Genomic DNA, 23,119 nt, shown 5'->3' with positions numbered 1-23,119 from the left:
GGTTAATGGCAAAACAAAAACATATCGAACAAGATGGCGTGATCGTGGAGGCACTTTCAAACGCCATGTTTCGTGTTGAACTTGAAAATGGACACGTGCTCATCGCGCATATTTCTGGCAAGATGAGGATGCACTACATCAAGCTATTACCCGGAGACAAAGTGAAATTGGAATTATCTCCTTACGACCTGTCGAAAGGGAGAATTACTTTCAGATATTAATCTGATTGAAATAGAAGAATACTTTTAAACATAAAATGCGAAACGCCGAAAGCCAAAAGCCAAAAGCCGATTGCGAAAATTAGAAACAATGAAAGTTAGAGCATCTATCAAAAAAAGAAGTGCTGATTGCAAAATCGTCCGTAGAAAAGGCGTACTCTTTGTAATCAACAAAAAGAACCCAAAATTTAAACAAAGACAAGGCTAAAATTAAATTATGGCGAGAATTTCAGGTATTGATTTACCAAAAAACAAAAGGGGCGTTATCGGGCTTACTTACATCTACGGAATCGGAAGAAGTACCGCTGCTCAAATTTTGAAGAACGCTGGAATCAGCGAAGACAAGAAAGTCAACGAATGGAATGACGATGAATTGGCATTAATCAGAAACTACATCACCGACAACATCAAAGTAGAAGGTGAGCTGCGTTCTGAAGTACAGTTGAACATCAAACGATTGATGGACATCGGTTGCCAACGAGGAATACGTCACAGACTGGGATTACCTTTAAGAGGCCAAAGAACTAAAAACAATTCTAGAACCCGAAAAGGAAGAAGAAAAACTGTTGCTAACAAGAAAAAAGCAAGTAAATAATCTTTAGAATTAATTATGGCAAAACAGACTAAAGTCGTAAAAAAAAGAAAAGTAAAAGTTGAAGCGATCGGAGAAGCACATATCCAGGCATCATTCAACAATATTATCATTTCTTTGACAAATAAAAACGGAGAAGTAATCTCTTGGGCATCTGCCGGTAAAATGGGATTCAGAGGGTCGAAGAAGAATACTCCATTCGCAGCTCAGATGGCTGCAGAAAATTGCTCTCAAGTAGCTCATGAAGCAGGACTCAGAAGAGTAAAGGTGTTTGTGAAAGGTCCCGGTGCAGGTAGAGAATCTGCCATCAGAACCATCCACAATTCAGGAATTGAAGTAAGTGAAATCGTTGATGTGACTCCTATGCCGCACAACGGATGCAGACCACCAAAAAGAAGAAGAGTGTAATCTTAGTTCCGAGTTTCGCGTTCCATGTTCTGCAAGGAACTTTGTACCGGAAACTTGAAACCTTTTAAACAAAAATTTTATGGCAAGATATATTGGACCAAAAACTAAGATTGCAAGAAAATTTGGTGCTGCAATCTTCGGAGACGACAAAGACTTCGAAAAAAGAAAAAACCAACCACCGGGACAACACGGCCCGAATAAAAGAAGAGGAGCAAAAAAATCTGAGTATGCAATTCAGTTGACTGAAAAGCAGAAGGCAAAATACACTTACGGTATTTTGGAAAGACAATTTGCTAACTTATACGAAAAAGCGCAAAGAGCAAAAGGCGTTACAGGTGAAGTTCTTTTACAATTATGTGAATCTAGATTAGACAATGTGGTATACAGATTCGGTTTCGCAAAAACCAGAGCTGCTGCTAGACAATTGGTTTCTCACAGACACGTAACAGTAAACGGAGAATTGGTAAACATTCCTTCTTATTCATTGAAAGCAGGCGATGTGGTGGCAATCAGAGAGAAATCAAAATCTCTTGAAGTGATTGCCGATTCATTGGCTTCAAAGTCTAATTATGAGTGGTTGCAATATAACGATGAGAAGAAAGAAGGTACTTTCATATCTGCACCGGAGAGAATTCAGATTCCGGAGGATATCAAAGAACAACTGATCGTCGAACTTTACTCTAAATAATAATTTTTTCAAATTTTTGCTCAACCCAAATTATATGGCAATTTTAACATTTATTAAACCCGATAAAGTAATCCTTCTCAATTCCGATGACTTCAAAGGACAATTTGAATTCAGACCATTGGAACCAGGATTTGGACTTACCATCGGTAATGCTTTGAGAAGAGTTTTGCTTTCTTCTCTAGAAGGATATGCTATCTCATCTATTAAAATAGAAGGCGTAGAGCACGAATTTTCAACCATTCCGGGAGTAATTGAAGACGTAACAGAAATCGTTCTGAACCTGAAACAATTAAGACTTAAAGCGAAAACTGAAAACGCAGCGGCGGAACAGGTTACCGCTAAAATTTCCGGTCAAACAATCGTGACTGCGGGAGATTTAGGAAAATCAATTCAAGGATTCGAAGTATTGAACCCTGATTTGGTGATCTGCACTCCAAACAAAAGCGTGAAGTTTGAAATGTCTTTCCAAATTGAGAAAGGAAGAGGTTACGTTCCATCCGAACAAAACAAGTCTGCAAACGCTCCAATCGGAACCATTGCCATAGACTCCATCTTCACCCCGATCAAGAAAGTTCAGTACAGCGTTGAAAACTATCGTGTAGAGCAAAAAACAGACTACGAAAAACTCGTTTTGGATATTGAAACTGATGGTTCTATCAGTCCTCAAAATGCTTTGACGGAGGCTTCAAAGATATTAATCTATCACTTCATGTTGTTCTCTGATGAGAGAATTACTTTGGAAACCGAAGCAGTGAAAGCATCCATCCAATACGATGAAGAAACCCTTCACACAAGACAGCTGCTTAAATCTAAATTGACAGATATGGATCTTTCGGTGAGAGCATTGAACTGTTTGAAAGCTGCCGAAGTAGAAACTCTGGGCGAGCTGGTTTCTTACACCAAGTCTGATTTGATGAAATTCAGAAATTTCGGTAAAAAATCTTTAACAGAATTAGAAGAATTAGTGCATGCAAAAGGTCTGAACTTCGGTTTCGACGTTGCTAAATATAAATTAGACGCTGATAAATAAAAAACAATGAGACACGGTAAAAAAATCAATCACTTAGGAAGAACGGCTTCGCACAGAAAGGCAATGCTTTCTAATATGGCTTGTTCTCTTATTGAGCATAAAAGAATCAACACTACTGTTGCCAAAGCAAAAGCTTTGAGAGTGTATGTTGAACCTCTCCTTACAAAGTCGAAAGAAGATACAACACACAACAGAAGAACGGTTTTCTCTTACCTGCAAAGCAAAGAAGCAGTTACTGAATTATTCAGAACAGTTGCTCCGAAAATTGCAGAAAGAAATGGTGGGTACACCAGAATCATCAAAACCGGATTCAGACCGGGAGACGCTGCTGATATGGCAATGATCGAACTTGTAGATTTTAATGAACTCTACAACCCGAATGCTGAAGAGAAAAAAGCAACCAGAAGAAGCAGAAGATCTGCGGCTCCTAAAAAAGAAGCTGTTGCTGCCATTCCTGCAAAGGAAGAAGCAAAAGCTGAGGAACCAGTTGCAGAAGCTCCTGCGGCAGAACTTCCGGCTGCTGAAGCAACAGATGCTACAGAAGAAAAAACTGAAGAGTAAAAACTTCGGTTTTCCCAATAAAAATCCACTCAGAATTTCTGGGTGGATTTTTTTGTTTTTAAGAATCCGAAGTCTGAATAAAGTTTGGTTTTAGATTTAAACCTCTGTCATTTCCATGAAGGAGGAATCTTAAAAAATCACTCAGATAAATTTACCCGAAGAGATTTGCAATGCAACAATGCTCACCAAGTCCCCAACTCTATCATTGTCCTCTCGCTTTCTTCAGTTCGATCACATTATTTCCCTGGGTAATGGTGACTTTGTCATTTTCGGATTTTATTTCGATATCCTGGTTGTGGTAAATGTGGGCTTTGCCATCGGAAGCTTTCTGTTCCGCTACAATCGTCTTGTTGTTACTTCGGATACTGATGGTGTGCTCCGTATCGGAGTTTTTAAAAGTGACTAATGCAGAACTTCCATCCTCTGCAACGTAGCGTTCTGTGATTTCCTGAGATTTGGCGTTGCCGTTTTCAACAGTTTTTTCGGCAGTGTAGCTACTGTCGGTTTTTCCATTTTCATTACTGATTTTTTCTTCAACATTTTCTTTCACGATGACGCTTTTATTTCCATCACTGGATTTCTTGCAGCTGAACGTCACAAACAAAGAAAATGCGGCGATTGCGATAGTGAATTTTTTCATTTTTTATATTTTTTCTTTTCTCAAATTTAATGATATCTTTCCTAATATTTGGAATTAACCAAAAATTAACGCAAACCTTATCAAAATCATTTGCGCAAACATTAATAAATGCTCAATTTTAACTAAATTTGTACAGCAAAATCTCAAGCGCCTTTTCAGCGTTCAAAACTTGCACCGTGCAACCTGCATCCTGCACCAAGATTGAACATTTTTGAACCAGTTTGAACAAAATTGAACCTTAAACAAATTATAGAAAATGAGTTACATTTCTTACATTGAAGCAAGACAAATTCTGGATTCCAGAGGAAATCCAACCATCGAAGTAGATGTGTTTACCGAAAACGGAGCCATGGGAAGAGCCGCGGTTCCTTCCGGAGCGTCAACCGGAGAGCATGAAGCGGTAGAACTTCGAGATGGTGGTGCAGAGTATTTAGGAAAAGGAGTTTTGAAAGCCGTGGAAAATGTAAGAGAAGTGATCGCTCCGGAATTGGTGGGACTTCCAGTTTACGACCAAAATTTCATAGACCAGATCATGATCGAGCTCGATGGAACCAAAAATAAGGGAAATCTTGGAGCCAACGCCATCCTGGGTGTTTCACTGGCTACTGCGAAAGCAGCTGCAACCGAACTCAGAATGCCGCTTTACAAATATGTAGGCGGAGTCAATGCGAATACACTTCCCGTACCAATGATGAACGTGATCAATGGCGGTTCCCATTCCGATGCACCGATCGCTTTCCAGGAATTCATGATTATGCCGGTGATCGCAGATTCATTTTCTCACGCTTTAAGAAAAGGGACGGAAATTTTCCATAGCTTAAAATCGATCCTTCACTCACGCGGACTTTCAACTGCGGTTGGTGACGAAGGTGGTTTCGCTCCAACCTTCAGCGGGACTGAAGATGCTTTAGATACTTTGCTTCAGGCTATCGAAAAAGCGGGTTACAAACCTGGAGATGATGTGATGATCGCTCTGGATTGTGCCTCATCAGAATTTTACAAGGACGGAATCTACGACTACCGAAAATTCCAGACTCCGGATTCTGCGCAGTTCAGCAGAAGCGAACAGGTTAATTATTTGGCAGAACTCGCTGCAAAATATCCAATTATCTCTATCGAAGACGGAATGCATGAAGACGATTGGGAAGGCTGGAAAATGTTGACCGAAAAAATTGGAGACCACGTTCAGTTGGTTGGTGACGATTTATTTGTAACCAATGTCGAAAGGCTTTCGAGAGGAATTAAAGAAGACATTGCCAATTCAATTTTGGTTAAAGTCAACCAAATCGGTTCACTTTCAGAAACCATGGCGGCAGTTCAGATGGCGCAACACAACAAATACACTTCCGTAATGTCTCATAGATCGGGAGAAACAGAAGACTCCACCATCGCGGATTTGGCGGTTGCCATGAATTGCGGACAGATCAAAACCGGTTCCGCTTCCCGTTCAGACAGAATGGCAAAATACAACCAACTCCTAAGAATTGAAGAGGCATTGGGCGAAACAGCAGTATTCCCTGGATTAGATGCTTTTAAAGTAAAAAAACCATAGATAAAATAAATAGAAAACCAGGTTTTTCATTTGCTGTTTTCTATCAATATTCATAAATTAGTAATAAAAATAAATTTAAAGATGTCAGACAATAAAGTTGTATTGAACTATGATGGTAATTCCTACGAATATCCTATCATAGACAGCACTCTCGGCGATCGAGGAATCGATATTTCCAAACTCAGAGACCAAACCGGTTTGATCACACTCGATTTGGGTTATAAAAATACCGGAGCAACCATCAGCGAAATTACCTACCTCGATGGTGACCAAGGTGAGCTTTATTACAGAGGGTATCCAATCGAGCAAATCGCAGATAAATCAAATTTCACAGAGGTGATGTATCTTTTGCTTCACGGTGAATTACCAACGAAAGATCAGTTCACCAAATTCGAAGCGGGAATCAAAAACTATAATTATATTGCCGATGAAATGAAGCGATTAATTGATGTGTTCCCTCGTTCTGCGCATCCAATGGGGGTTTTATCCTCCCTCACTTCCGCACTCACTGCCTTTAATCCAAAAGCAGTTGACGTCAATTCCCCAAGTGATCTGGACCATGCAGCGGAAATGCTCATCGCAAAATTCTCTCACCTTTGCGCATGGACTTACAGAAAAAAATTAGGTCTGCCAATCAACCATGGCGACAATAAACTGAACTATGTGGAGAACTTCTACAGAATGTGCTTCCGTCGTCCAAATGAAGAATTTGAGATTGATCCGGTTGTAGTTGGAGCATTAGATAAACTCTTGATTCTTCACGCAGATCATGAGCAAAACTGTTCTACATCGACCGTGAGAATGGTTGGTTCCGCACACACTGGATTGTTCGCTTCTGTTTCCGCAGGTATTTCCGCACTTTGGGGACCACTTCATGGGGGGGCAAACCAGGCGGTAATCGAAATGCTCGAATTGATCGAAAAAGATGGCGGCAACGTGGCAAAATATGTAGAAAAAGCGAAAAACAAAGATGACAATTTCCGTTTGATGGGATTCGGTCACAGAGTTTACAAAAACTTCGATCCGAGAGCAACCATCATCAAAAAAGCTGCAGACGATATCTTAAATGCGCTTGGAATTGACGATAAAGCACTCGACATTGCCATGCAACTGGAAAGAGTAGCGTTGGAAGATGAGTATTTCGTGAGCAGAAAATTGTATCCAAACGTGGATTTCTATTCAGGAATCATTTACCGCGCACTGGGAATCCCAACCGAAATGTTCACCGTAATGTTCGCATTGGGCAGGCTTCCGGGATGGATCTCCCAATGGAAAGAAATGCGTTTGAAAGGCGATCCAATCGGAAGACCAAGACAGGTTTACCAAGGCGCACAAAAACGTGACTATGTAGATATGAACGCAAGATAACAGCTTGAATTAAATAAAACTTCCCTTTCAAATTATTTTGGAGGGGATTTTTTTGGGCGCACATTTCCGCCTTCCGCTCCCAATCTTTTTTTGCCTGCACCAATCCTGCAGCAAAAAAAGGATTTCCGCTCAAGTCGGGGCGCGGTTTCGTCATCTAATCACCATTTTAGCAAAACTGAAATTTTCTGTATCTTAGAACCTTTGATAATTGCAAATTCAAAGAATTGAGATTGCTACCTTAATATATTTTTCAAATTGCTACATTAAAACAATGAAACTAAAGAACTACCTCCACGGAGAATGGATCGAAGGATCCGGAAACGGCACTCAACTATATAATTCGGTAAACGGCGAAAAAGTCGCAATCGCAGATACAGAGGGAATCAACTTCAAACATGCACTCGAATACGGAAGAACGGTTGGTTACAAAAACCTTTCTTCAATGACTTTCTATGACCGTGGTGAAATGCTGAAAAAAGTGGCACTTTACCTGCTTGAAAGAAAGAAAAAATATTACGAAATCTCTTACAAAACCGGGGCAACCCACGCTGATTCCTGGGTGGACATCGAGGGAGGTTTCGGTACTTTTTTCACCTATTCCGGTTTGGCCAAAAGAATGTTGCCGAACACGCCTTTTTGGGTAGATGGCGACACCCAGAAAATTTCAAAAAACGGAACTTTCCTGGGAACGCATATTCTTACGCCGAGTGAAGGCGTTTCCGTTCAGATTAATGCCTACAACTTTCCGGTATGGGGAATGTTGGAAAAATTATCGACCTCGCTTTTGGCAGGAGTTCCGAGTATTATCAAGCCGGCAACACCTACAAGTTACCTCACTCACGCCGTTTTCCAAGATATGATCGAAAGTGGAGTTCTGCCGGAAGGTGCGATTCAGCTGATTTGCGGAAGCGCAGGAAATATGCTGGAATTCATGAAAGATGGCGACTCGGTTTTGTTCACCGGTTCGGCTTCAACGGGAAAAAAGCTGAAATCAATGCCGTCAGTTTCCAACAATGCGGTTCGTTTCAATATGGAGGCGGATTCCCTGAACTGTTCGATTTTAGGACTTGATGCAAAACCCGGAACACCGGAATTCGAACTCTTCATCAAAGAAGTACGAAACGAAATGACCACAAAATCCGGACAAAAATGTACAGCAATCAGAAGAATCATTGTTCCTGAAAACCTAATCGGCGATGTTCAAAACGCATTGATAAAATCTTTAGATCAGGTAAAAATCGGAAATCCTTTGAGCCGCGAAACCAGAATGGGCGCTTTAGCCGGAAAAGACCAATACAGGGAAGTTTCCGAGAAAATAGAATTGCTGAAAACCGAAACCGAACTGATCTATGACGGAAAACAGGAACTCATCGACGCAGATTACGAAAGCGGTGCGTTCATGTCCCCTAAACTATTCCTGAATGACAAACCTTTCGAAAAAAACATTTCCCACGATGTGGAGGCATTTGGACCGGTTTCTACTTTGATGCCGTACCGGGATGCAGAAGAAGCGGCCGCTTTGGCGAAAAGGGGGAAAGGAAGTTTGGTTGGTTCAATTATTTCCTACGACGAAAAATTCGTGGCAGAAACTTCCTGGAAAATGGCTTCCACACACGGAAGGATTTTTGTTTTAAATAGAGATAATGCCAAAGAATCCACCGGTCACGGTTCTCCGCTCCCGACCTTGATGCACGGCGGTCCCGGTAGAGCAGGCGGAGGTGAAGAAATGGGCGGTTTGAACGGACTTCATTTTTTCCTTCAAAGAACCGCAATTCAAGGCTCACCAGATATTTTGACGGCGATTACTAAAATTTATCAGCAAGGAGCGACTCAGCATTTTTCCGACAAACATCCGTTCAGGAAATATTTTGAGGAAGTAGAAATCGGCGATTCTTTGGAAACGGCAGGAAGAACGGTTACCGAAGCAGACATTGTGAATTTTTCCAATGTCTCATGGGATCATTTTTACGCACATACCGACGCAACTTCTTTGAATGGAACCATTTTCGATAAACCGGTTGCGCACGGATATTTCATCCTTTCCGCTGCTGCAGGATTATTTGTCAGCGGCAAAAAAGGTCCGGTTATCGCCAATTACGGTTTAGAAAATGCAAGTTTCTTGAAGCCTGTTTATGCAGGTGATACCATTACGGTATATTTAACAGCGAAAGAAAAAATCAACAAAGGTGTTAAAGGCAGAAATATTCCGAGCGGAGTAGTGAAATGGTTGGTCGAAGTCGTAAATCAGCGCGACGAAATTGTTTGTATAGCCACAATTCTAACACTTGTTGCTAAAAAATCACCTTTTATTCCGTTGCAGACCAAGATGATTCAAAACTTACTCAACGGCTTGACTGAAAACTCTAAAAGAAAATTCGGAATGATGTCGCCTCAGATGATGGTTGAACATTTGGAGGAGGTGTTGCGCAACGGTTTCGGTTCTTTGGAGCCTTCTGATTTTCCTGAAATTCCTGCCGATAAGCTCGTGCTGCTTCAGGACTGGATTTATTCCGATCAGAAAATCAGACCTGGTGCGCAGTACCCACTTCTTAAAGAAGGTGAAGAGCCGCAACTTCGATTTAAGGATCTTGCCGAAGCAAAAGAGAAGCTGCTGGAAACCTTAAAGGAATTCCTGATTTACTACCGGGAAAACCCACAAGCCGAGCATTTTCATCCACGTTTTGGAATGCTGAACAAGGAAATGATGGAACTTTTCCACAGGAAGCATTTCACGCATCATTTTGAGCAGTTTGATTTGATTTAAAATACTTTGACGCAGTTAATTTTTCCGGGCATTGTGTTGAAAAAGAGATGGAAACATTCGGCCAAAAAGTTGTAGCATATAACAAGAACCTAAAATTTTCGGGTGAACTCCCGAAAGGATTCGCAGTATTAAATCCTTTTTTCGACAATCCCGAAACATTGGTCGTCATGCAGCAGTTTTACGAAAAGTTCTACTGCGATAATCGGAGTAGAAAATTCATCATCGGGATTAATCCAAGCCGCCACGGAGCAGGAGTTACCGGGGTTCCTTTCACCGATACGAAAAGGCTTTTAAGCCACAACGGAATCAAAATGAATTCCGCCAGAACCCACGAAGTTTCTTCTGTTTTTCTTTATGATGTGATTGAACAGTTTGGTGGTGCGGAGAAGTTTTATAGTGAATTTTATATCAACTCGCCATTTCCTCTGGCAATTGTGAGGCAAACAAAAAACGGCTGGTTGAATGCCAATTACTATGACGACAAAAACCTTTTCGAGGCGGTAAAAAGTTTTATGGTCAAAAGTTTAAAAAACCACATCGAACTGGGACTGGATACTTCTGAAGTCTTCATATTAGGAAAGAAAAACGCTGAATTCCTCCAGAAACTCAACCGCGAAGAAAAGTTTTTCGAAAAGATGACGGTTTTGGAGCATCCAAGATATATTCAGCAATACAGATCGAAGGAAAAACAGTTGTATATAGATAAATATATCATGGCATTGAGCGGGCATTCATAAGCGAAGTGCCTTTGTGAACTTAAAAATATTTTCAAAAAATTTTAGAACAAATCTTTGCGCTGTATGCGTTAAATAAAAATTATGGAAGCATTCGTAACATCAGAACTCAAAAACAATATCGCCGAAATCACTTTCGGAACCCCGAAGAGCAATTCTCTTCCGGGACATATTCTGCAAAAACTTGCAGTAACTATCTTGTATGAAGGCGCAAAACCAGAGGTAAAAGCAATCCTTCTGAAATCTGCGGGAGATAAAGCTTTCTGCGCCGGAGCAAGTTTCGATGAACTTTTAGAAATAGAAGATTTGGAAACTTCGAAAAAATTTTTTGGCGGATTTGCCAAAGTGCTTGATGCGATGCGGAGTTGCGGAAAACTCGTCATCGTAAGAGTTCAGGGAAAAACGACAGGAGGCGGAGTTGGAATCGCATGTGCGGCGGATTATTGTTTCGCTACCCGCGATGCATCTATGGCTTTAACCGAACTGAATTTGGGAATAGGACCATTTGTGATCGGGCCTTATGTGGAAAGGAAAGTGGGAAAGTCGGCTTATGAAGCGATGTCCATCGATGCGGATTTCAGAAGTTCGGAATGGTGCGCGAGACGCGATGTTTTTCATTCGGTTTCGCATACGATTGAGCAAATGGATGAAGAAATTTTTGAATTCCTGCAAAAACTTTCGGGCAGAAGTTCGGATGCTTTGGCTTTAATCAAAAAGGTTTCCTGGGAAGGAACCGAACATTTTTCTGAACTGATGCCGGAAAGAATCCACATGAGTGCAAGTTTGATTCTGGAAGATTCTGCGAAGAAAAATATTGAGATGATTAAGCAGAGATTGAGGACGAAATAATTGAAATAATACCGGAACCTTTGAAACCTGTTCTTATTTTAGGCGCCAATTCCGAGGTTGCAAAACAATGTATTTTGAAATGTTTAGAGAATGGAAAATGATTTATTTTATTTTGAAGATGTTGTCAGAAAGTTTGGTAGCGAAGTTGCCATAATTATTAAATAAACTTAAGAATTTCTTTGAAAATAATTTGATAAAATAGTACAATCATAATTCTTGAATTCGGGTTTGAGTGAAAATATGAAAATTAAATTATTGTGCGAATGGATTGTCGTAAAGTGTTATAAAAAAGAAACATATATTTCGGAAATGATGAGGTTTAAAAATGTTGATGTTCATAAAGATAGATAAAGAAGCAATTATTTAGTTGTTTTTACGGAAAACCGTAAGGTGGAACTGAAGATTAAGTGCAATTTTGAATAAAATAATTATCAAAATTAAATATTATGAAAAACACTTATTTCTTCATTATTGCAATTAGTTTTTTACTAAGTAGTTGCTCTACAACGAAAACAATAAAGTTTACCCAAAAACCAAATGAAGTTCAGACTACAGAGGTATTGAGTGTTTTTTTAAGCAAAACAAAAAATCCCAAAGTTGTTTTAAGGGTAAAAGAGACTTCGAATAATGTTACTGATAAAGAGAATAATGATTATTTATACAATGCGATAGAGAATCAGTTGATGGCAAGTGGTTTTATAGTTCGTGATCGTCAACTTTTTAACCAGATAATTGGTAACAACGAAAATAACTTGAATTATGAAAATTTGAACAAAAAATCGGATACAGACCTAATTATTGAATTAACAAAATTAGATAGAAGTGTTTTGTATGAAACAAACAGATATATTGATTCAAAAGGTTCGGAAAGAACAGATGATCTTAGCGGTCCATTTCAGCGTTATGGTGCTACTGTACAATTTAAAGTAGTTTTGATAAAGAATAACCAATTTGCTGGATTATATGATTTTAATTATACCCCATGTGTTGATGGTTGTATTATCACTAAATCTTTTCAGGATATGAAGGAAGAAATGAAAAGATTAAGAAAGCAAGGCGTGCAGCCTTATGAAGGAGTAGAGAAAAATGAATTGGAGGAATTTATTAAAACCGCTACGAAAAACTTAGTTTCAGAAATGAGAAGTTAAAAATTGCTTCAAAAAAAAGAAGCCGTCTCACAATTCGTGAAAGACGGCTTTTTTTGTGATTTTTCCTGTACCTCTATACGAGAATGTGTTTCGTTTAAAGGATTTTCAACCCATATCATTTAGTTGTGATACGGCTTATTTTTTATTCTTTAGGATCTACTTTTAAAAAAAGTTCCTCCAGCTGCGCATCCGCAATCGAACTCGGCGCATCAATCATCACGTCTCTTCCTGAATTGTTTTTCGGGAAGGCGATATAATCTCTGATGACTTCGTTTCCGTCCAAAATGGCAACCAGTCTGTCAAAACCAAAAGCCAAGCCAGCATGAGGTGGTGCGCCGTATTTGAAGGCGTTCATTAAAAATCCAAACTGCGCTTCTGCTTCTTCCTTGGAAAATCCTAATAAATCGAACATTCTGCTTTGCAAATCTTTATCGAAAATTCGGACAGAACCGCCGCCAATTTCGTTTCCGTTTAAAACCAAATCGTAGGCATTTGCACGAACTTTTCCCGGTTCAGAATGAATTAATTCCAAATCTTCGGGTTTTGGCGAAGTGAATGGGTGGTGCATGGCGTGGTATCTTCCGGTTTCCTCGTCCCATTCCAAAAGTGGGAAATCGATGACCCAAAGTGGCGCAAATTCGTCGGGTTTTCTTAACCCCAATTGATTCCCCAATTCCATTCTCAAGGCGGAAAGTTGGGTCCTTACTTTGTGCGAATTGCCGCTCATGATGAACATCAAATCTCCTGGTTTTGCTCCGAATTTTTCTGCGATTTTCTTCAGGTCGTCTTCCGGGTAAAATTTGTTTACCGAAGAAGTTACAACTCCATCATTTTGGAATTTAATCCAAACCATTCCTGAAGCTCCAATTTGTGGGCGTTTTACCCAATCAGTTAATGCGTCGATTTGCTTTCTTGTGTAATCTGCACAACCTTCCACATTAATTCCAACAACCAATTCTGCATCGTCAAAAATTTTGAAATCTTTTCCTTTCACCAAATCGTTCAGTTCGCAAAACTCCATTCCGAAACGGATGTCCGGTTTGTCGTTTCCGTATTTTTTCATCGCTTCGTCGAAAGTCATTCTCGGGAATTTTCCGAACTCTTTTCCGGAAATATCTTTCAGTAATGAAGCAGTCATTCCTTCAAAAATCTCTAAAACATCTTCCTGTTCCACAAAAGCCATTTCGCAATCGATCTGGGTGAATTCCGGTTGGCGGTCTGCACGCAAATCTTCGTCACGGAAGCATTTCACGATTTGGAAATAGCGATCCATTCCTCCGACCATCAATAGTTGTTTGAAAGTTTGTGGTGATTGCGGAAGTGCATAAAACTGTCCTGGATTCATTCTGCTCGGAACCACGAAATCTCTCGCCCCTTCCGGTGTTGATTTGATGAGGACCGGCGTTTCTACTTCGATAAATCCTTTGTCGGAAAGATAATTTCTGACTTTCTGTGCCATTTGGTGGCGAAAAATCAGTTTGTCTTTCACGGGATTTCTGCGGATGTCCAGATAACGGTATTTCATTCTCAACTCCTCTCCGCCGTCGGTTTCATCTTCGATGGTGAAAGGCGGAAGTTCGGATGCGTTGAGAATTTTCAGATCCTCTACCAAGATTTCAATTTCACCGGTTGGAATTTTCGGGTTTTTGGAAGCGCGTTCGATTACTTTTCCTTTTACTTGAATCACGAATTCCCGCCCAAGTTTTTTGGCGTTTTCTAAGATTTCTTTTGGGGTTCTGTCTTCGTCAAAAACCAGTTGGGTAATTCCGTATCGGTCGCGCAAATCAATCCAAGCCATAAAACCTTTGTCCCGGATGGTTTGGACCCAGCCGGAAAGGGTAACGTTTTCATTGAGATTTTTGATTGATAATTCTCCGTTGGTGTGCGTTCTGAACATAAATGCTTTTGTTTGAAATCGTTTGATTTAGTTTGAGATGGTTTGATTTTCTGCTGTTAAAAATCGTTTGCAAAGATAAGATTTTTGGGTGGTAATTAACCTTGTCAATCTTGAAACTTAGGGATTGACAAGGTTAGGTGTGAATAGCAATGACGGTATGAAATCGTTTGATTCGGTTTGATTTTGCTGGTGATTGCTGGGAATGAAGGACGAACGAGGAAGCCATCTCTACTTATTTGCGTCAGCGTTTTCATATCAGGGATTTTGCATGGCGGCGGGAAGTTGGATAAGCAAAGTTTTTCAATTTAGACGGGTTTTTGAAAGGATTACCGCTTTGCGTGAGGGATTGGAATGGTGCGACCAAAGGGAGCAGTGCGGAGCGAAGCGGAGCACCGAAACGAAGTGGAGCCATGGAAAGCCCGACCTAGGGCAGACAGCACAAAATGTCAAAAGAAAAAAAAGAAAAAATTTATTAAAAACTCCGTGTTAGCCGTTGTTTGAAGCAAAAAAAGTAAAAAAAAAGAATTTGACAAAAGGTAAAATTTACTGCCATTTAGTACCATTTTGGTTCCTTTAAGATCACCTTTAAAAGCCAAAATTTAAGATACAATACCATCTCCAACGAAAAAACGCCAAAAAAATAAGTATTATAAGGTTTTTTGGCGTTTTTTATTGTGTTTAAAAAAGTATTTAAGACCATTTTAAAGACGTTTTAAATCAAAATTTTCGTCGCTTATCAAAAATCAAAATATATCAAGTGCGGTTAGATTAGGGGTTATGTTTGGGGTTATAAAAAAAATATAAATACGTACATAGAACAATAGTTAATCACTGTTTAATCGTAGTGAATTACATTAAAAAGGATTGAGTTATATGGGCAATGATGATGAAAATTAAGGCTTTTTTGAATATAAGTAACTCAAAAACAAGCGTTTAAAACATTGTGTTGTATCTAATACTAGCTTTTACCATTGCAATCGCTATAATATGCTTAACATCAATGTCTTTTGATTGATGGTGTTGGTTTTGGCTAACCAGTTTTACGAAATTTTCTCCTTTGTCAGATTTTTGCACATACTTAACTGTCACATATTCTTCCCAATGGTCTATTTTCACACTGAGAAGGTACATTTCACCAAAAAATATGTTTTCGACGGAGGTTTGTTTAAATAGAATGATATCTCCGGATTTTAACAATGGATACATGCTATCACCGGTTATGGGCAATGCACCATCGCATCTGGGAAGGTTAGGTATCTTAATAGTGTCAAGAATCTTATGAGACTTTCCACTATCGAATAGTTCGGTAAGACCGGCAGTAGCTTCCAGATCATATAAAGGCACTTCTTGAATGCCGATTATAGCCTCTTTGGTCTTCTTGGCACTATAAACTTTCATTGGCTCATTTACATGACCATTTTCACTTTTCAGAAGCATTTCGGGTGAAAGGTCCATAAGCCACATAGGATTGATGTCATTATATGCAGATAGAAACTTTTCTAAAGTATCAGTTTTAATTGTTGTTTTGGCTTTAAATGGCTTACTCAAACTTGCATTTGATAAACCAACCTCCCTTTCAGCAGTAGCTACAGGTATATTTTTAAAGTGAAGGTACTCTTCCAGTTTTGCAACAATATTTCTCATAAATTAAAATAATTTGAAAGTTTTCTATGATTTATTTGGTGAATAGAAAACTTTCTATTTATATTTGTCTTGTAATTAAGACAAAAATAAGACAAATGAAAATAAATAAAGTACGGGAAGCCGTAAAATGTGAAAAAGCACCCAAAATATATTTTGATCCTTCTACTCCAGAAGAGGAAAAATATTTGGTAACTCTTCAAGAGTTACTTAAGTCGAAAAGACGGGGTGATTGGGATCTGGCCGCTAACATTGCTAACATCTCCCGCTTTTCTGTTGAAAAAGCTTTTGTGAGAGTGTATTCCAAAAACCACACAGAAGCGGTCGCCGCTTTAAAGGCTGTCATTGAAAATCGCAGAAAACTTTTAAATCCATAAAATGAAAAAACTAATCTCACTTATTCCTTACAGAAAACACAGCTCCAACGTGATAAAATATTATTTACACGTCATTTTATTGGACTGGCATTTCGATTTTCACTTTAGAACTGATTTTAACCACTAAAATTTTACAGATGAAATTTACTCAAGAACAGGAGGCTATTTTAAAAATTTCCGAAAAGCTAAAAACCAAATTAGAGAAATTGGAAGAAACAATCTCTCAACGTGAAGACTATGTATGCGAAAAATCTGAAAAATGGCTGGAGTCATCAGCAGGTGAATCGTATCAAGAAAAAACAGAACAACTGGATGATACATGTAGCACAGTTCAAAATATAGTTGATGAGCTGGAAGATCTGGCAAGCCAGCTCGAAGATTTACAATAATCCCAAACGGTTTCTCAGAGGTTCGATTCCTCTGTTGGGAACAAATTAACAACCATTTAAACACCGTTTAAATCTATGTTTGAATACTATAACAATACTTTATGCGTCCAGGCTAATTGGCTATCTGAAACGGGTGTCATTTCCTATAATAACCTAAAGCAGTTAGCAAGTAAAGGTAAAATAAAGAAGGCTCGCAATGGTGGTGGGCTTGGCAATCCTGCCTTATATATCTACAGTTCACTGCCAGAACGTTTCAAAAATATCATCGAGCATGATTTAGGAATTAATCCACACCAGCAAAAAAGCACGATTCATTTTTCTGAGTTTCTAGCCTATGATGAAACGGCAGCTTCGTATTTTGCGAATTACGAACTTGAGGACGGCAGATATCTGTCAGAAGCGAATAGTGATGCTGTTGCACAGTACACGGCAAACGTTTCTATTTTCAATGCAATTACAAAGGTTTTGGCAAAAGTCATGTCCGCAAATCCAAAAATCAACAAAGCTGAATTATGGCAGAATATCGCCGAATCAGTTCACAATATCAGCGATGATTTAAGATTTAGATACCCGTTTGACCTTCCTGAAAATCCGCAAGCACTCCGTGCAAAGTATGAAGCTTGCATTCTGGAAAAATCAAACAAACGCTATCCTAGAATAGGCTTAGAAGGTTTAATTCACAATAACTATTGTAATAATCACTCTCTGAAGATATCACAGGAAGTTGGCGAATGGTTGATTGCTTATTATTCTTTACCCATCAAATGTTCTATCCCGGAACTTTTCGAAGCTTACGAAAAAAATAGACCCGTTACGGGATTTCCACGGCTTTCAGAAAGTGGAATTCAAAATTTCATTATGAAGCCCGAAAACGAAAGGATATGGTTGCGCCCACGCGATGGAAAGGAGGCATACATTAACAGATTTGGTCACACCATCAAGAAAAACAAAGAAACCCTATTCCCGAATGCACATTGGGCAATCGACGGGACCAAGCTTGACACCATTCATGTTAAGGATAACAAAAACAAGATGGGTGCAGATATGAATATCGATGTCGTAATCGATGTTTATTCAGAAAAAATACTCGGTTGGAGCTTATCAGAATCCGAAACCCACGTTGATCACTTCAAGGCTCTAAAGATGGCAGTAAACGATGCTTGTGCAAAACCTTATTTACTGACTTATGATGCGCAGTCTGGTCACAGAACCAAGAAAATGCAGGAACTGTACAGCAAGGTTGCCAACTCACACTATCACCACAAAGTCGGTAGGAAATCAAACCCTATAGAGCAGGTTTTTAACCGCTTTCAACAGCAGGTTATTGGTAAGCGTTGGTTTTCAGACAAACAGTCGATTAAAGCAAAGCAAAGCCGCTCACAGGTGAATGTAGATTTCATTAAGGAATTCAAAGATGCACTACCAACCAAAGATGAGCTTTACAAGCACTTCATCGTAATGGTCAACGAGTGGAACGGGATGAAACACCCACGGTTCAACAAATCTCGAAACGAAGTTTACGCGGCCAAGTCAGAACATACACAAGAACTTGATGCATTCGAACAAATCTCAATGTTCTGGCTGGAAGAAACCAAACCGAAGCTTTATAAACGTGAAGGAATGAAGCTGACCGTTTCCGGCGTTGATTACGACTTTGAAGTATATGACAAGGATAACCAGATCGACGAGGATTTCAGACAAAAATACGTGAACACAAAACTGATTGTCAACTATGATCCAGAATATTTAGATCAGTATATAAAACTGTATGAGCTGAACGAAAAAGGGCAAAAAGTATTTGTCGCTTACGCGCAGAAAAAACGGGAACACAGCCAAATGATGAAATTCTCTACTGAAGACAGTAAGGCACAAATGCTGAAAGATTTGGCGGTTAGAGACCGCGAAATGATGCGCGACTGGACAAGGTACCAGGAGATTGCAGAACGCACCGGAATTACACGAGAATCCCTCGTTGATGAGCAAAATGCAATGATTGTTGACAACTGGGAACTTGATGCGAAAATGCTTGCATACGGAACTAAAGAGGAGCAAATACAGACAAACAAAAAATCACTATTCGAACAAATAATAAGTAATTAGATATGAATCAAAAGGAAAAAATTGCAATCGTAGAACTCCTAAGAAACTACGTTGAACAAAAAGGAAGTCAAAACAAAGCATCTGCATCTTTGAAAGGTGTTTCCACTGCTGTTGTTTCACATTTATTGAGTGGCAACTGGGAACCATACTCGGATGATATGTTTCGAAGAGTAGGTGCACAAGTTGGGCACAATTCTAAGGAATGGCAATTTGTTGACACCACGAATTCTAAAACAATACTGACAAGAATTGATGATGCTAAGACCAATCATTTGGTTTTAAGTTTTATTGGCAATGCAGGTGCTGGAAAGTCTGAGGCTACTAAAAAATTCGCCTCTGAAAATAAAAATGTTTTTCGGGTAGAATGTGGACAGTATTGGGACAGAAGTTTTTTCCTTTCGGAAATCTTGATGCAAATGGGTTCTAAAGATTTCACTCCGAAAATTTCCCATATGATGCGTGACTTAGTGCGAAAAATCAAGGATTTAGAGAATCCACAATTGATATTAGATGAAATTGATAAAGTTCCCGATGATGTTTTTTTATTTCTCATCACATTGTACAACGAGCTATTCAAACATTGCTCTATAATCATTTTAGGCACTCATTTTCTAAAGAAAAGAATTGATGACGGTATCAGGTTAAGAAAAAAAGGATATGAGGAAATAAAAAGCCGATATGGCTCTTTTATCGAACTGGAGGACACTTCTGCAAGTGATGTAAAATTGGTAGCCGTTGGAAATGGCTTGAATGACGAAAGATTACTGAACAAGGTATCTATGTTATCAAAAGGTGATCTAAGAAAAGTGTACAACGCTGTAATAGCTTCAAGAATTGACGAAAAAGACAGATTAATAGTATGATGAAAGAGTATAGATATCATCCAGAAATAGAAGGTTTAAAAGTGAATGAGGACGGCTCTGAGGTTATATGGAATGAAAACCCTGTTAAAATAAAGGTAAGAGATAAAGGTTCCGAAAGGCACGCTCACAGGTTTTTCTACTTTAAAAACAAACAGATCGGTCTTGCAAAGCTAGTTTTAGAATGTTGGAAAGGTGTTACACCAGATCCGCAGCTCATGCCTAAGCACATCGATGAAGATCACAATAATTACCATTATTCAAACTTAATGTGGGGTCCAAAAGGCGGAAATAAAAAATTCTCTCCAAAGCTTAGCATGACTCAGACTGCTGAAATTTTGGAAAAATTAAAAGGCGGGCAATCCGGCAACTCTTTAGCCAAAGAGTACGGCGTTACAAGAACCGCGATTTACCAGTTGAGAAACAAAAACAAATAATATGGCGAATGATTTTTTCTCGGTAGAAGAGCTGGAAAGTACAAAGTTTAAAGATTTCAACTTCGAAGGAAAATGGGAGGCCTCATTTGGAAAACCGGAAGCACGTGGAGTTTGGATTATCTACGGGAAATCATTCAACGGAAAATCATCATTCATGATGCAGCTCGCAAAGTATCTCACCGGTTTCGTAAAGAACAAAGTTCTGATAAACACTTTGGAAGAGGGTAAAACGAAATCTTTCAAAATGAATGTGGAGCGATCCGGGATCAGTTCGGTAAAAGAAAAGGTTTTATTCGGCAACCGGGTGCCCATGGAAAAGATTTTCGAGCGTCTCGAAAAACAACGCAGTCCAGAAATTATCATGATTGACAGTTTACAATATGCGAAACTCAATAAGAAAGGTTTTGAAGAGTTGAGAGAGCGGTTCCGAAACAAGTTATGGATTTTTATTTCTCAAGCCGACAAAAGCGGAAATCCCAAAGGATCGCTGGCTGAAGATATAAAATTCGATGCTGATGTGAAGATCAAAGTTGAAGGTTTTAAAGCCTATCCCGAAAGCCGATACGGCGGTGGTAAAGAATATATCATCGATGCAGAACGCGCAGCAAGTTATTACGCCAAATTAGAATAAAAAACTATGACAGAAAATTACGAAGACAGATTCCTACAGCTCACTGTAGCTCTACAGTACGACAGTTACGGCGAAAAGTACCTCACGGACTTTGACCGGATGTTCATCCACCAGAACCGAAGCGCTCTGTTAAATAACAAAGATTACAAGTTACCGGAAAATGTGGAAGAAAAAATGAAAACAAAATTAATTTACATCACAAAATACAGCTGGGTAAGCCCCTTTTAAAAAATGAAAAATACAATAATAGAATTAGAAGACAACGGTCAAGACTTCTTAGAAATAGTATGCGACGAAAATGGTGAAATTATAGAAACGAAGCCTTTTCAATCTTCAATCTGGAAGGGCGGTTTTATTCCGATTAAATCACCGGACATGCTTTTACCCGGGTTGCCTTGTCCAATTCATAAGCCTCCACACATTAATTACGGTTTCCTAAAACACCGAATTAAAAATGTAACAACAAAAGAAAATTAACAATTTATTAGCAACAATATGACAACAATTGACATCAATGCTTTATCAGCAGACCAAAAAAAAGAGCTTCAAAAACAGCTCAGAGAGCAAGAAAAAGCAGAAAAAGAAAAGAGAGCAGCCGATCTAAAAGCTCTCGACGAATTGGCGGCTGAAACGCTGCCTGAATCTATGAGAATCCTTCGGGAAGCCTCAGAAACATTAGAGAAAGCAAAAGCAAAAGTTTTTTCTGATTTTGAAATCTATCTCAAACAAAAAATCGAGACTATCGGTATTAAAAGCAATCAGCAGACACACACCATCACAGTAGGTAATGAAAGCATAAGATTGGGTTACAGAATTACTGACGGTTATGGAGAAAATGCCTCCTATGGAATTGCAATGATACACAAGTTCATTGGGTCACTTGGAAAGGATGAAAACTCAAAGAAACTACTTTCAATGATCTACCGTCTATTACAAAGAAACGGAAAAGGCGATTTGGACAGCAAAAAAGTATTGGAGCTTCGTCAGATTGCAGATAAGGATTTCCCTCACACCGATTTTCAAAAAGGGGTTGAGCTGATTCAGGCAGAATATAAGCCAAAGCTTAGCAAATGGTTTATTGAGGCATCATACACCGACAAAACCGGAATAGAAAAGAATCTGCCGCTATCGATCACAAGCGCAGAACTTCCAGCGGATATGGATTTAACATTTTTATTACCATCCGAGTAAGTTATGGAAGCAATAATTTTATTAACAGTCGGATTATTAGCTCTTTTTGCAGGTATCTGCATAGGCGCAATAATTACCGTAATAACTGAGAGCTCGTTCCATCATTTGGAAGAAAAGGAGGTTCCTTATCCGATTTATAAGGGTATCCATGTCGATGTTAACGATTTTGATGATTGCGCAAAGGTTTTAATAAAATACCTCGCCGAGAATCATCATCCACACATGACGGTTATAGTGACCAGCACTAATGCACATCTTTTCGAAGGCGTTACAAGCACTGGCGAAGTATTAGAATATATTAAAGATTAAACAATTAATAATTTTTACAATGAACACATTAAAAATTGAAATTCCCGCAGGATTCAAAGTAGAATCTTTCGACGAAAAAAGCGGAACGGTAAAATTTGCACCACTTCCAAAAGACGTTACCGAAAGAATTAAAAGCATCGATGATGCTGTTGAAGAACTTGGCGAAAATGACTTAGAAGTTATTGAATTACGTAAACTTCAAAAAGCAGAAATAACCAGTCATATTTTAAAGAATCAAATGGCTGTAGTCATTATTAAGGCTCTAAATGAAGGCTGGGTTCCGGATTGGACAAATTCAAGCCAATACAAATATTTTCCCTGGTTTAAAATGTGTTCTTCGTCGGGTGTCGGTTTTTCGTGCACCGTCTGCGATGGCTGGAATACGCTTTCGCTTGTCGGTTCCCGCCTTGCCCTGAAAAATTCTGGTTTGGCAAAATATGCGGGAACTCAGTTTACATCAATATTTAAAGACTTTATGACAATTTAAAATTAAAATAGATATGAAAAAATTACCAAGTATTAAAGAAGCCTTCGAAAAAGAAGGATTGGACATCAACAAAATCGAAATCACTGGATGTCCGGAACGCCATGTTGAAGCTGCAAAAGCATTCATAAAGTTATGCGTTGGTCACGACGCAGTAAATCCAACTTGGAACCCCGATTATACAGATTATTCCCAAATAAAATATGAAAACTGGTGGAACATGGGTTCTTCGTCGGGTGTCGGTTTTTCGT

General features: G+C 39.1%; 29 protein-coding genes. 26 read left to right on the top strand and 3 right to left on the bottom strand.

Annotated elements, in window-relative coordinates; translation table 11 throughout:
• Positions 1–5 precede the first annotated feature (5 nt).
• The 7 genes from infA to rplQ all read left to right on the top strand — a co-directional run bounded on the left by infA (position 6) and on the right by rplQ (position 3,497).
• A complete protein-coding gene (gene infA, locus L0951_RS11505) occupies positions 6–221 on the top strand; it encodes a translation initiation factor IF-1 (protein ID WP_004917349.1) in 216 nt (71 codons plus the stop codon).
• An 88-nt stretch (positions 222–309) separates the two neighbouring features.
• Entirely contained in the window at positions 310–426 is a 117-nt protein-coding gene (gene rpmJ, locus L0951_RS11500; RefSeq protein ID WP_007839480.1) for a 50S ribosomal protein L36, read from the top strand.
• A gap of 9 nt (positions 427–435) precedes the next feature.
• Positions 436–813, top strand: a complete 378-nt coding sequence (rpsM, locus tag L0951_RS11495) for a 30S ribosomal protein S13 (RefSeq protein WP_048499070.1) — start codon at positions 436–438, stop codon at positions 811–813.
• Between the two features lie 15 nt (positions 814–828).
• Positions 829–1,218 carry a 30S ribosomal protein S11 gene (rpsK, locus tag L0951_RS11490; RefSeq protein ID WP_048499069.1) on the top strand — a complete coding sequence of 130 codons (390 nt, stop codon included), beginning with the start codon at positions 829–831 and terminating at the stop codon, positions 1,216–1,218.
• 79 nt (positions 1,219–1,297) lie between these two features.
• Positions 1,298–1,906 carry a 30S ribosomal protein S4 gene (gene rpsD, locus L0951_RS11485; RefSeq protein ID WP_234111414.1) on the top strand — a complete coding sequence of 203 codons (609 nt, stop codon included), beginning with the start codon at positions 1,298–1,300 and terminating at the stop codon, positions 1,904–1,906.
• Between the two features lie 34 nt (positions 1,907–1,940).
• Positions 1,941–2,936 (top strand): DNA-directed RNA polymerase subunit alpha, encoded by a 996-nt coding sequence (locus L0951_RS11480; protein ID WP_234111413.1) that lies wholly within the window; start codon positions 1,941–1,943, stop codon positions 2,934–2,936.
• 6 nt (positions 2,937–2,942) lie between these two features.
• The gene (rplQ, locus tag L0951_RS11475) at positions 2,943–3,497 is read left to right on the top strand and encodes a 50S ribosomal protein L17 (protein WP_234111412.1); all 555 of its coding nucleotides are present in this window, start codon (positions 2,943–2,945) and stop codon (positions 3,495–3,497) included.
• Between the two features lie 202 nt (positions 3,498–3,699).
• Here rplQ and L0951_RS11470 read toward each other — a convergent pair whose 3' ends face one another.
• A complete protein-coding gene (locus tag L0951_RS11470; RefSeq protein ID WP_234111411.1) occupies positions 3,700–4,137 on the bottom strand; it encodes a hypothetical protein in 438 nt (145 codons plus the stop codon).
• 256 nt (positions 4,138–4,393) lie between these two features.
• On the opposite strand from L0951_RS11470, the gene eno reads away from it, so the two are divergent.
• The 6 genes from eno (at position 4,394) to L0951_RS11440 (ending at position 12,552) form a co-directional block, all read left to right on the top strand.
• Entirely contained in the window at positions 4,394–5,689 is a 1,296-nt protein-coding gene (gene eno / locus L0951_RS11465) for a phosphopyruvate hydratase (protein ID WP_234111410.1), read from the top strand.
• A gap of 81 nt (positions 5,690–5,770) precedes the next feature.
• On the top strand, positions 5,771–7,057 hold the full coding sequence (locus L0951_RS11460) for a citrate synthase (RefSeq protein ID WP_234111409.1): 1,287 nt from the start codon (positions 5,771–5,773) through the stop codon (positions 7,055–7,057).
• A 271-nt stretch (positions 7,058–7,328) separates the two neighbouring features.
• On the top strand, positions 7,329–9,821 hold the full coding sequence (gene paaZ, locus L0951_RS11455) for a phenylacetic acid degradation bifunctional protein PaaZ (protein ID WP_234111408.1): 2,493 nt from the start codon (positions 7,329–7,331) through the stop codon (positions 9,819–9,821).
• 47 nt (positions 9,822–9,868) lie between these two features.
• On the top strand, positions 9,869–10,558 hold the full coding sequence (locus L0951_RS11450; RefSeq protein ID WP_234111407.1) for an SMUG2 DNA glycosylase family protein: 690 nt from the start codon (positions 9,869–9,871) through the stop codon (positions 10,556–10,558).
• Between the two features lie 81 nt (positions 10,559–10,639).
• Entirely contained in the window at positions 10,640–11,404 is a 765-nt protein-coding gene (locus L0951_RS11445; protein ID WP_234111406.1) for an enoyl-CoA hydratase/isomerase family protein, read from the top strand.
• A gap of 446 nt (positions 11,405–11,850) precedes the next feature.
• On the top strand, positions 11,851–12,552 hold the full coding sequence (locus tag L0951_RS11440; RefSeq protein WP_234111405.1) for a hypothetical protein: 702 nt from the start codon (positions 11,851–11,853) through the stop codon (positions 12,550–12,552).
• A 142-nt stretch (positions 12,553–12,694) separates the two neighbouring features.
• Here L0951_RS11440 and aspS read toward each other — a convergent pair whose 3' ends face one another.
• Positions 12,695–14,449 carry an aspartate--tRNA ligase gene (gene aspS, locus L0951_RS11435; RefSeq protein WP_234111404.1) on the bottom strand — a complete coding sequence of 585 codons (1,755 nt, stop codon included), beginning with the start codon at positions 14,447–14,449 and terminating at the stop codon, positions 12,695–12,697.
• Positions 14,450–15,382: 933 nt separating this feature from the next.
• Positions 15,383–16,093, bottom strand: coding sequence for a helix-turn-helix transcriptional regulator (locus tag L0951_RS11430; protein ID WP_234111403.1), 711 nt, complete (start codon positions 16,091–16,093; stop codon positions 15,383–15,385).
• Between the two features lie 95 nt (positions 16,094–16,188).
• Here L0951_RS11430 and L0951_RS11425 point away from each other — a divergent pair, with 95 nt between their 5' ends.
• The 13 genes from L0951_RS11425 to L0951_RS11370 all read left to right on the top strand — a co-directional run.
• Positions 16,189–16,467 (top strand): hypothetical protein, encoded by a 279-nt coding sequence (locus L0951_RS11425; protein WP_234111402.1) that lies wholly within the window; start codon positions 16,189–16,191, stop codon positions 16,465–16,467.
• 1 nt (position 16,468) lies between these two features.
• The gene (locus L0951_RS13725) at positions 16,469–16,594 is read left to right on the top strand and encodes a hypothetical protein (RefSeq protein WP_262908498.1); all 126 of its coding nucleotides are present in this window, start codon (positions 16,469–16,471) and stop codon (positions 16,592–16,594) included.
• Positions 16,595–16,604: 10 nt separating this feature from the next.
• The gene (locus L0951_RS11420; protein WP_234111401.1) at positions 16,605–16,856 is read left to right on the top strand and encodes a hypothetical protein; all 252 of its coding nucleotides are present in this window, start codon (positions 16,605–16,607) and stop codon (positions 16,854–16,856) included.
• 75 nt (positions 16,857–16,931) lie between these two features.
• Positions 16,932–18,956: a transposase family protein gene (locus tag L0951_RS11415; protein ID WP_234111400.1), complete on the top strand. Its 2,025-nt coding sequence runs from the start codon at positions 16,932–16,934 to the stop codon at positions 18,954–18,956.
• Between the two features lie 2 nt (positions 18,957–18,958).
• Complete coding sequence (locus tag L0951_RS11410; protein ID WP_234111399.1) at positions 18,959–19,819, top strand: ATP-binding protein; 861 nt, start codon at positions 18,959–18,961, stop codon at positions 19,817–19,819.
• Positions 19,816–20,253, top strand: coding sequence for a hypothetical protein (locus L0951_RS11405; RefSeq protein WP_234111398.1), 438 nt, complete (start codon positions 19,816–19,818; stop codon positions 20,251–20,253). The genes L0951_RS11410 and L0951_RS11405 overlap by 4 nt, the downstream gene beginning before the upstream one ends.
• A gap of 1 nt (position 20,254) precedes the next feature.
• Complete coding sequence (locus L0951_RS11400) at positions 20,255–20,884, top strand: hypothetical protein (protein WP_234111397.1); 630 nt, start codon at positions 20,255–20,257, stop codon at positions 20,882–20,884.
• A gap of 6 nt (positions 20,885–20,890) precedes the next feature.
• The gene (locus L0951_RS11395) at positions 20,891–21,112 is read left to right on the top strand and encodes a hypothetical protein (protein WP_234111396.1); all 222 of its coding nucleotides are present in this window, start codon (positions 20,891–20,893) and stop codon (positions 21,110–21,112) included.
• A gap of 3 nt (positions 21,113–21,115) precedes the next feature.
• Complete coding sequence (locus L0951_RS11390) at positions 21,116–21,361, top strand: hypothetical protein (protein ID WP_234111395.1); 246 nt, start codon at positions 21,116–21,118, stop codon at positions 21,359–21,361.
• An 18-nt stretch (positions 21,362–21,379) separates the two neighbouring features.
• The gene (locus tag L0951_RS11385) at positions 21,380–22,075 is read left to right on the top strand and encodes a DUF3164 family protein (RefSeq protein ID WP_234111394.1); all 696 of its coding nucleotides are present in this window, start codon (positions 21,380–21,382) and stop codon (positions 22,073–22,075) included.
• 3 nt (positions 22,076–22,078) lie between these two features.
• Complete coding sequence (locus L0951_RS11380; RefSeq protein ID WP_234111393.1) at positions 22,079–22,384, top strand: hypothetical protein; 306 nt, start codon at positions 22,079–22,081, stop codon at positions 22,382–22,384.
• A gap of 19 nt (positions 22,385–22,403) precedes the next feature.
• Positions 22,404–22,871: a hypothetical protein gene (locus tag L0951_RS11375; RefSeq protein WP_234111392.1), complete on the top strand. Its 468-nt coding sequence runs from the start codon at positions 22,404–22,406 to the stop codon at positions 22,869–22,871.
• A 13-nt stretch (positions 22,872–22,884) separates the two neighbouring features.
• Positions 22,885–23,119 (top strand): hypothetical protein (locus L0951_RS11370; RefSeq protein ID WP_234111391.1); only part of this gene is annotated, 235 nt, incomplete at its 3' end.

The sequence above is a fragment of the Chryseobacterium sp. R2A-55 genome (assembly GCF_021401085.1).
Lineage (GTDB): Bacteria > Bacteroidota > Bacteroidia > Flavobacteriales > Weeksellaceae > Kaistella.
This window is presented reverse-complemented; position numbering and strand designations above follow the sequence as displayed.

What these genes read in the sequence shown, in the direction of transcription:
- infA (WP_004917349.1), top strand. Translation starts at nt 6, where the DNA reads ATGGCAAAACAAAAACATATCGAACAAGATGGCGTGATCGTGGAGGCA.
- rpmJ (WP_007839480.1), top strand. Translation starts at nt 310, where the DNA reads ATGAAAGTTAGAGCATCTATCAAAAAAAGAAGTGCTGATTGCAAAATC.
- rpsM (WP_048499070.1), top strand. Translation starts at nt 436, where the DNA reads ATGGCGAGAATTTCAGGTATTGATTTACCAAAAAACAAAAGGGGCGTT.
- rpsK (WP_048499069.1), top strand. Translation starts at nt 829, where the DNA reads ATGGCAAAACAGACTAAAGTCGTAAAAAAAAGAAAAGTAAAAGTTGAA.
- rpsD (WP_234111414.1), top strand. Translation starts at nt 1,298, where the DNA reads ATGGCAAGATATATTGGACCAAAAACTAAGATTGCAAGAAAATTTGGT.
- L0951_RS11480 (WP_234111413.1), top strand. Translation starts at nt 1,941, where the DNA reads ATGGCAATTTTAACATTTATTAAACCCGATAAAGTAATCCTTCTCAAT.
- rplQ (WP_234111412.1), top strand. Translation starts at nt 2,943, where the DNA reads ATGAGACACGGTAAAAAAATCAATCACTTAGGAAGAACGGCTTCGCAC.
- L0951_RS11470 (WP_234111411.1), bottom strand. Translation starts at nt 4,137, where the DNA reads ATGAAAAAATTCACTATCGCAATCGCCGCATTTTCTTTGTTTGTGACG.
- eno (WP_234111410.1), top strand. Translation starts at nt 4,394, where the DNA reads ATGAGTTACATTTCTTACATTGAAGCAAGACAAATTCTGGATTCCAGA.
- L0951_RS11460 (WP_234111409.1), top strand. Translation starts at nt 5,771, where the DNA reads ATGTCAGACAATAAAGTTGTATTGAACTATGATGGTAATTCCTACGAA.
- paaZ (WP_234111408.1), top strand. Translation starts at nt 7,329, where the DNA reads ATGAAACTAAAGAACTACCTCCACGGAGAATGGATCGAAGGATCCGGA.
- L0951_RS11450 (WP_234111407.1), top strand. Translation starts at nt 9,869, where the DNA reads ATGGAAACATTCGGCCAAAAAGTTGTAGCATATAACAAGAACCTAAAA.
- L0951_RS11445 (WP_234111406.1), top strand. Translation starts at nt 10,640, where the DNA reads ATGGAAGCATTCGTAACATCAGAACTCAAAAACAATATCGCCGAAATC.
- L0951_RS11440 (WP_234111405.1), top strand. Translation starts at nt 11,851, where the DNA reads ATGAAAAACACTTATTTCTTCATTATTGCAATTAGTTTTTTACTAAGT.
- aspS (WP_234111404.1), bottom strand. Translation starts at nt 14,449, where the DNA reads ATGTTCAGAACGCACACCAACGGAGAATTATCAATCAAAAATCTCAAT.
- L0951_RS11430 (WP_234111403.1), bottom strand. Translation starts at nt 16,093, where the DNA reads ATGAGAAATATTGTTGCAAAACTGGAAGAGTACCTTCACTTTAAAAAT.
- L0951_RS11425 (WP_234111402.1), top strand. Translation starts at nt 16,189, where the DNA reads ATGAAAATAAATAAAGTACGGGAAGCCGTAAAATGTGAAAAAGCACCC.
- L0951_RS13725 (WP_262908498.1), top strand. Translation starts at nt 16,469, where the DNA reads ATGAAAAAACTAATCTCACTTATTCCTTACAGAAAACACAGCTCCAAC.
- L0951_RS11420 (WP_234111401.1), top strand. Translation starts at nt 16,605, where the DNA reads ATGAAATTTACTCAAGAACAGGAGGCTATTTTAAAAATTTCCGAAAAG.
- L0951_RS11415 (WP_234111400.1), top strand. Translation starts at nt 16,932, where the DNA reads ATGTTTGAATACTATAACAATACTTTATGCGTCCAGGCTAATTGGCTA.
- L0951_RS11410 (WP_234111399.1), top strand. Translation starts at nt 18,959, where the DNA reads ATGAATCAAAAGGAAAAAATTGCAATCGTAGAACTCCTAAGAAACTAC.
- L0951_RS11405 (WP_234111398.1), top strand. Translation starts at nt 19,816, where the DNA reads ATGATGAAAGAGTATAGATATCATCCAGAAATAGAAGGTTTAAAAGTG.
- L0951_RS11400 (WP_234111397.1), top strand. Translation starts at nt 20,255, where the DNA reads ATGGCGAATGATTTTTTCTCGGTAGAAGAGCTGGAAAGTACAAAGTTT.
- L0951_RS11395 (WP_234111396.1), top strand. Translation starts at nt 20,891, where the DNA reads ATGACAGAAAATTACGAAGACAGATTCCTACAGCTCACTGTAGCTCTA.
- L0951_RS11390 (WP_234111395.1), top strand. Translation starts at nt 21,116, where the DNA reads ATGAAAAATACAATAATAGAATTAGAAGACAACGGTCAAGACTTCTTA.
- L0951_RS11385 (WP_234111394.1), top strand. Translation starts at nt 21,380, where the DNA reads ATGACAACAATTGACATCAATGCTTTATCAGCAGACCAAAAAAAAGAG.
- L0951_RS11380 (WP_234111393.1), top strand. Translation starts at nt 22,079, where the DNA reads ATGGAAGCAATAATTTTATTAACAGTCGGATTATTAGCTCTTTTTGCA.
- L0951_RS11375 (WP_234111392.1), top strand. Translation starts at nt 22,404, where the DNA reads ATGAACACATTAAAAATTGAAATTCCCGCAGGATTCAAAGTAGAATCT.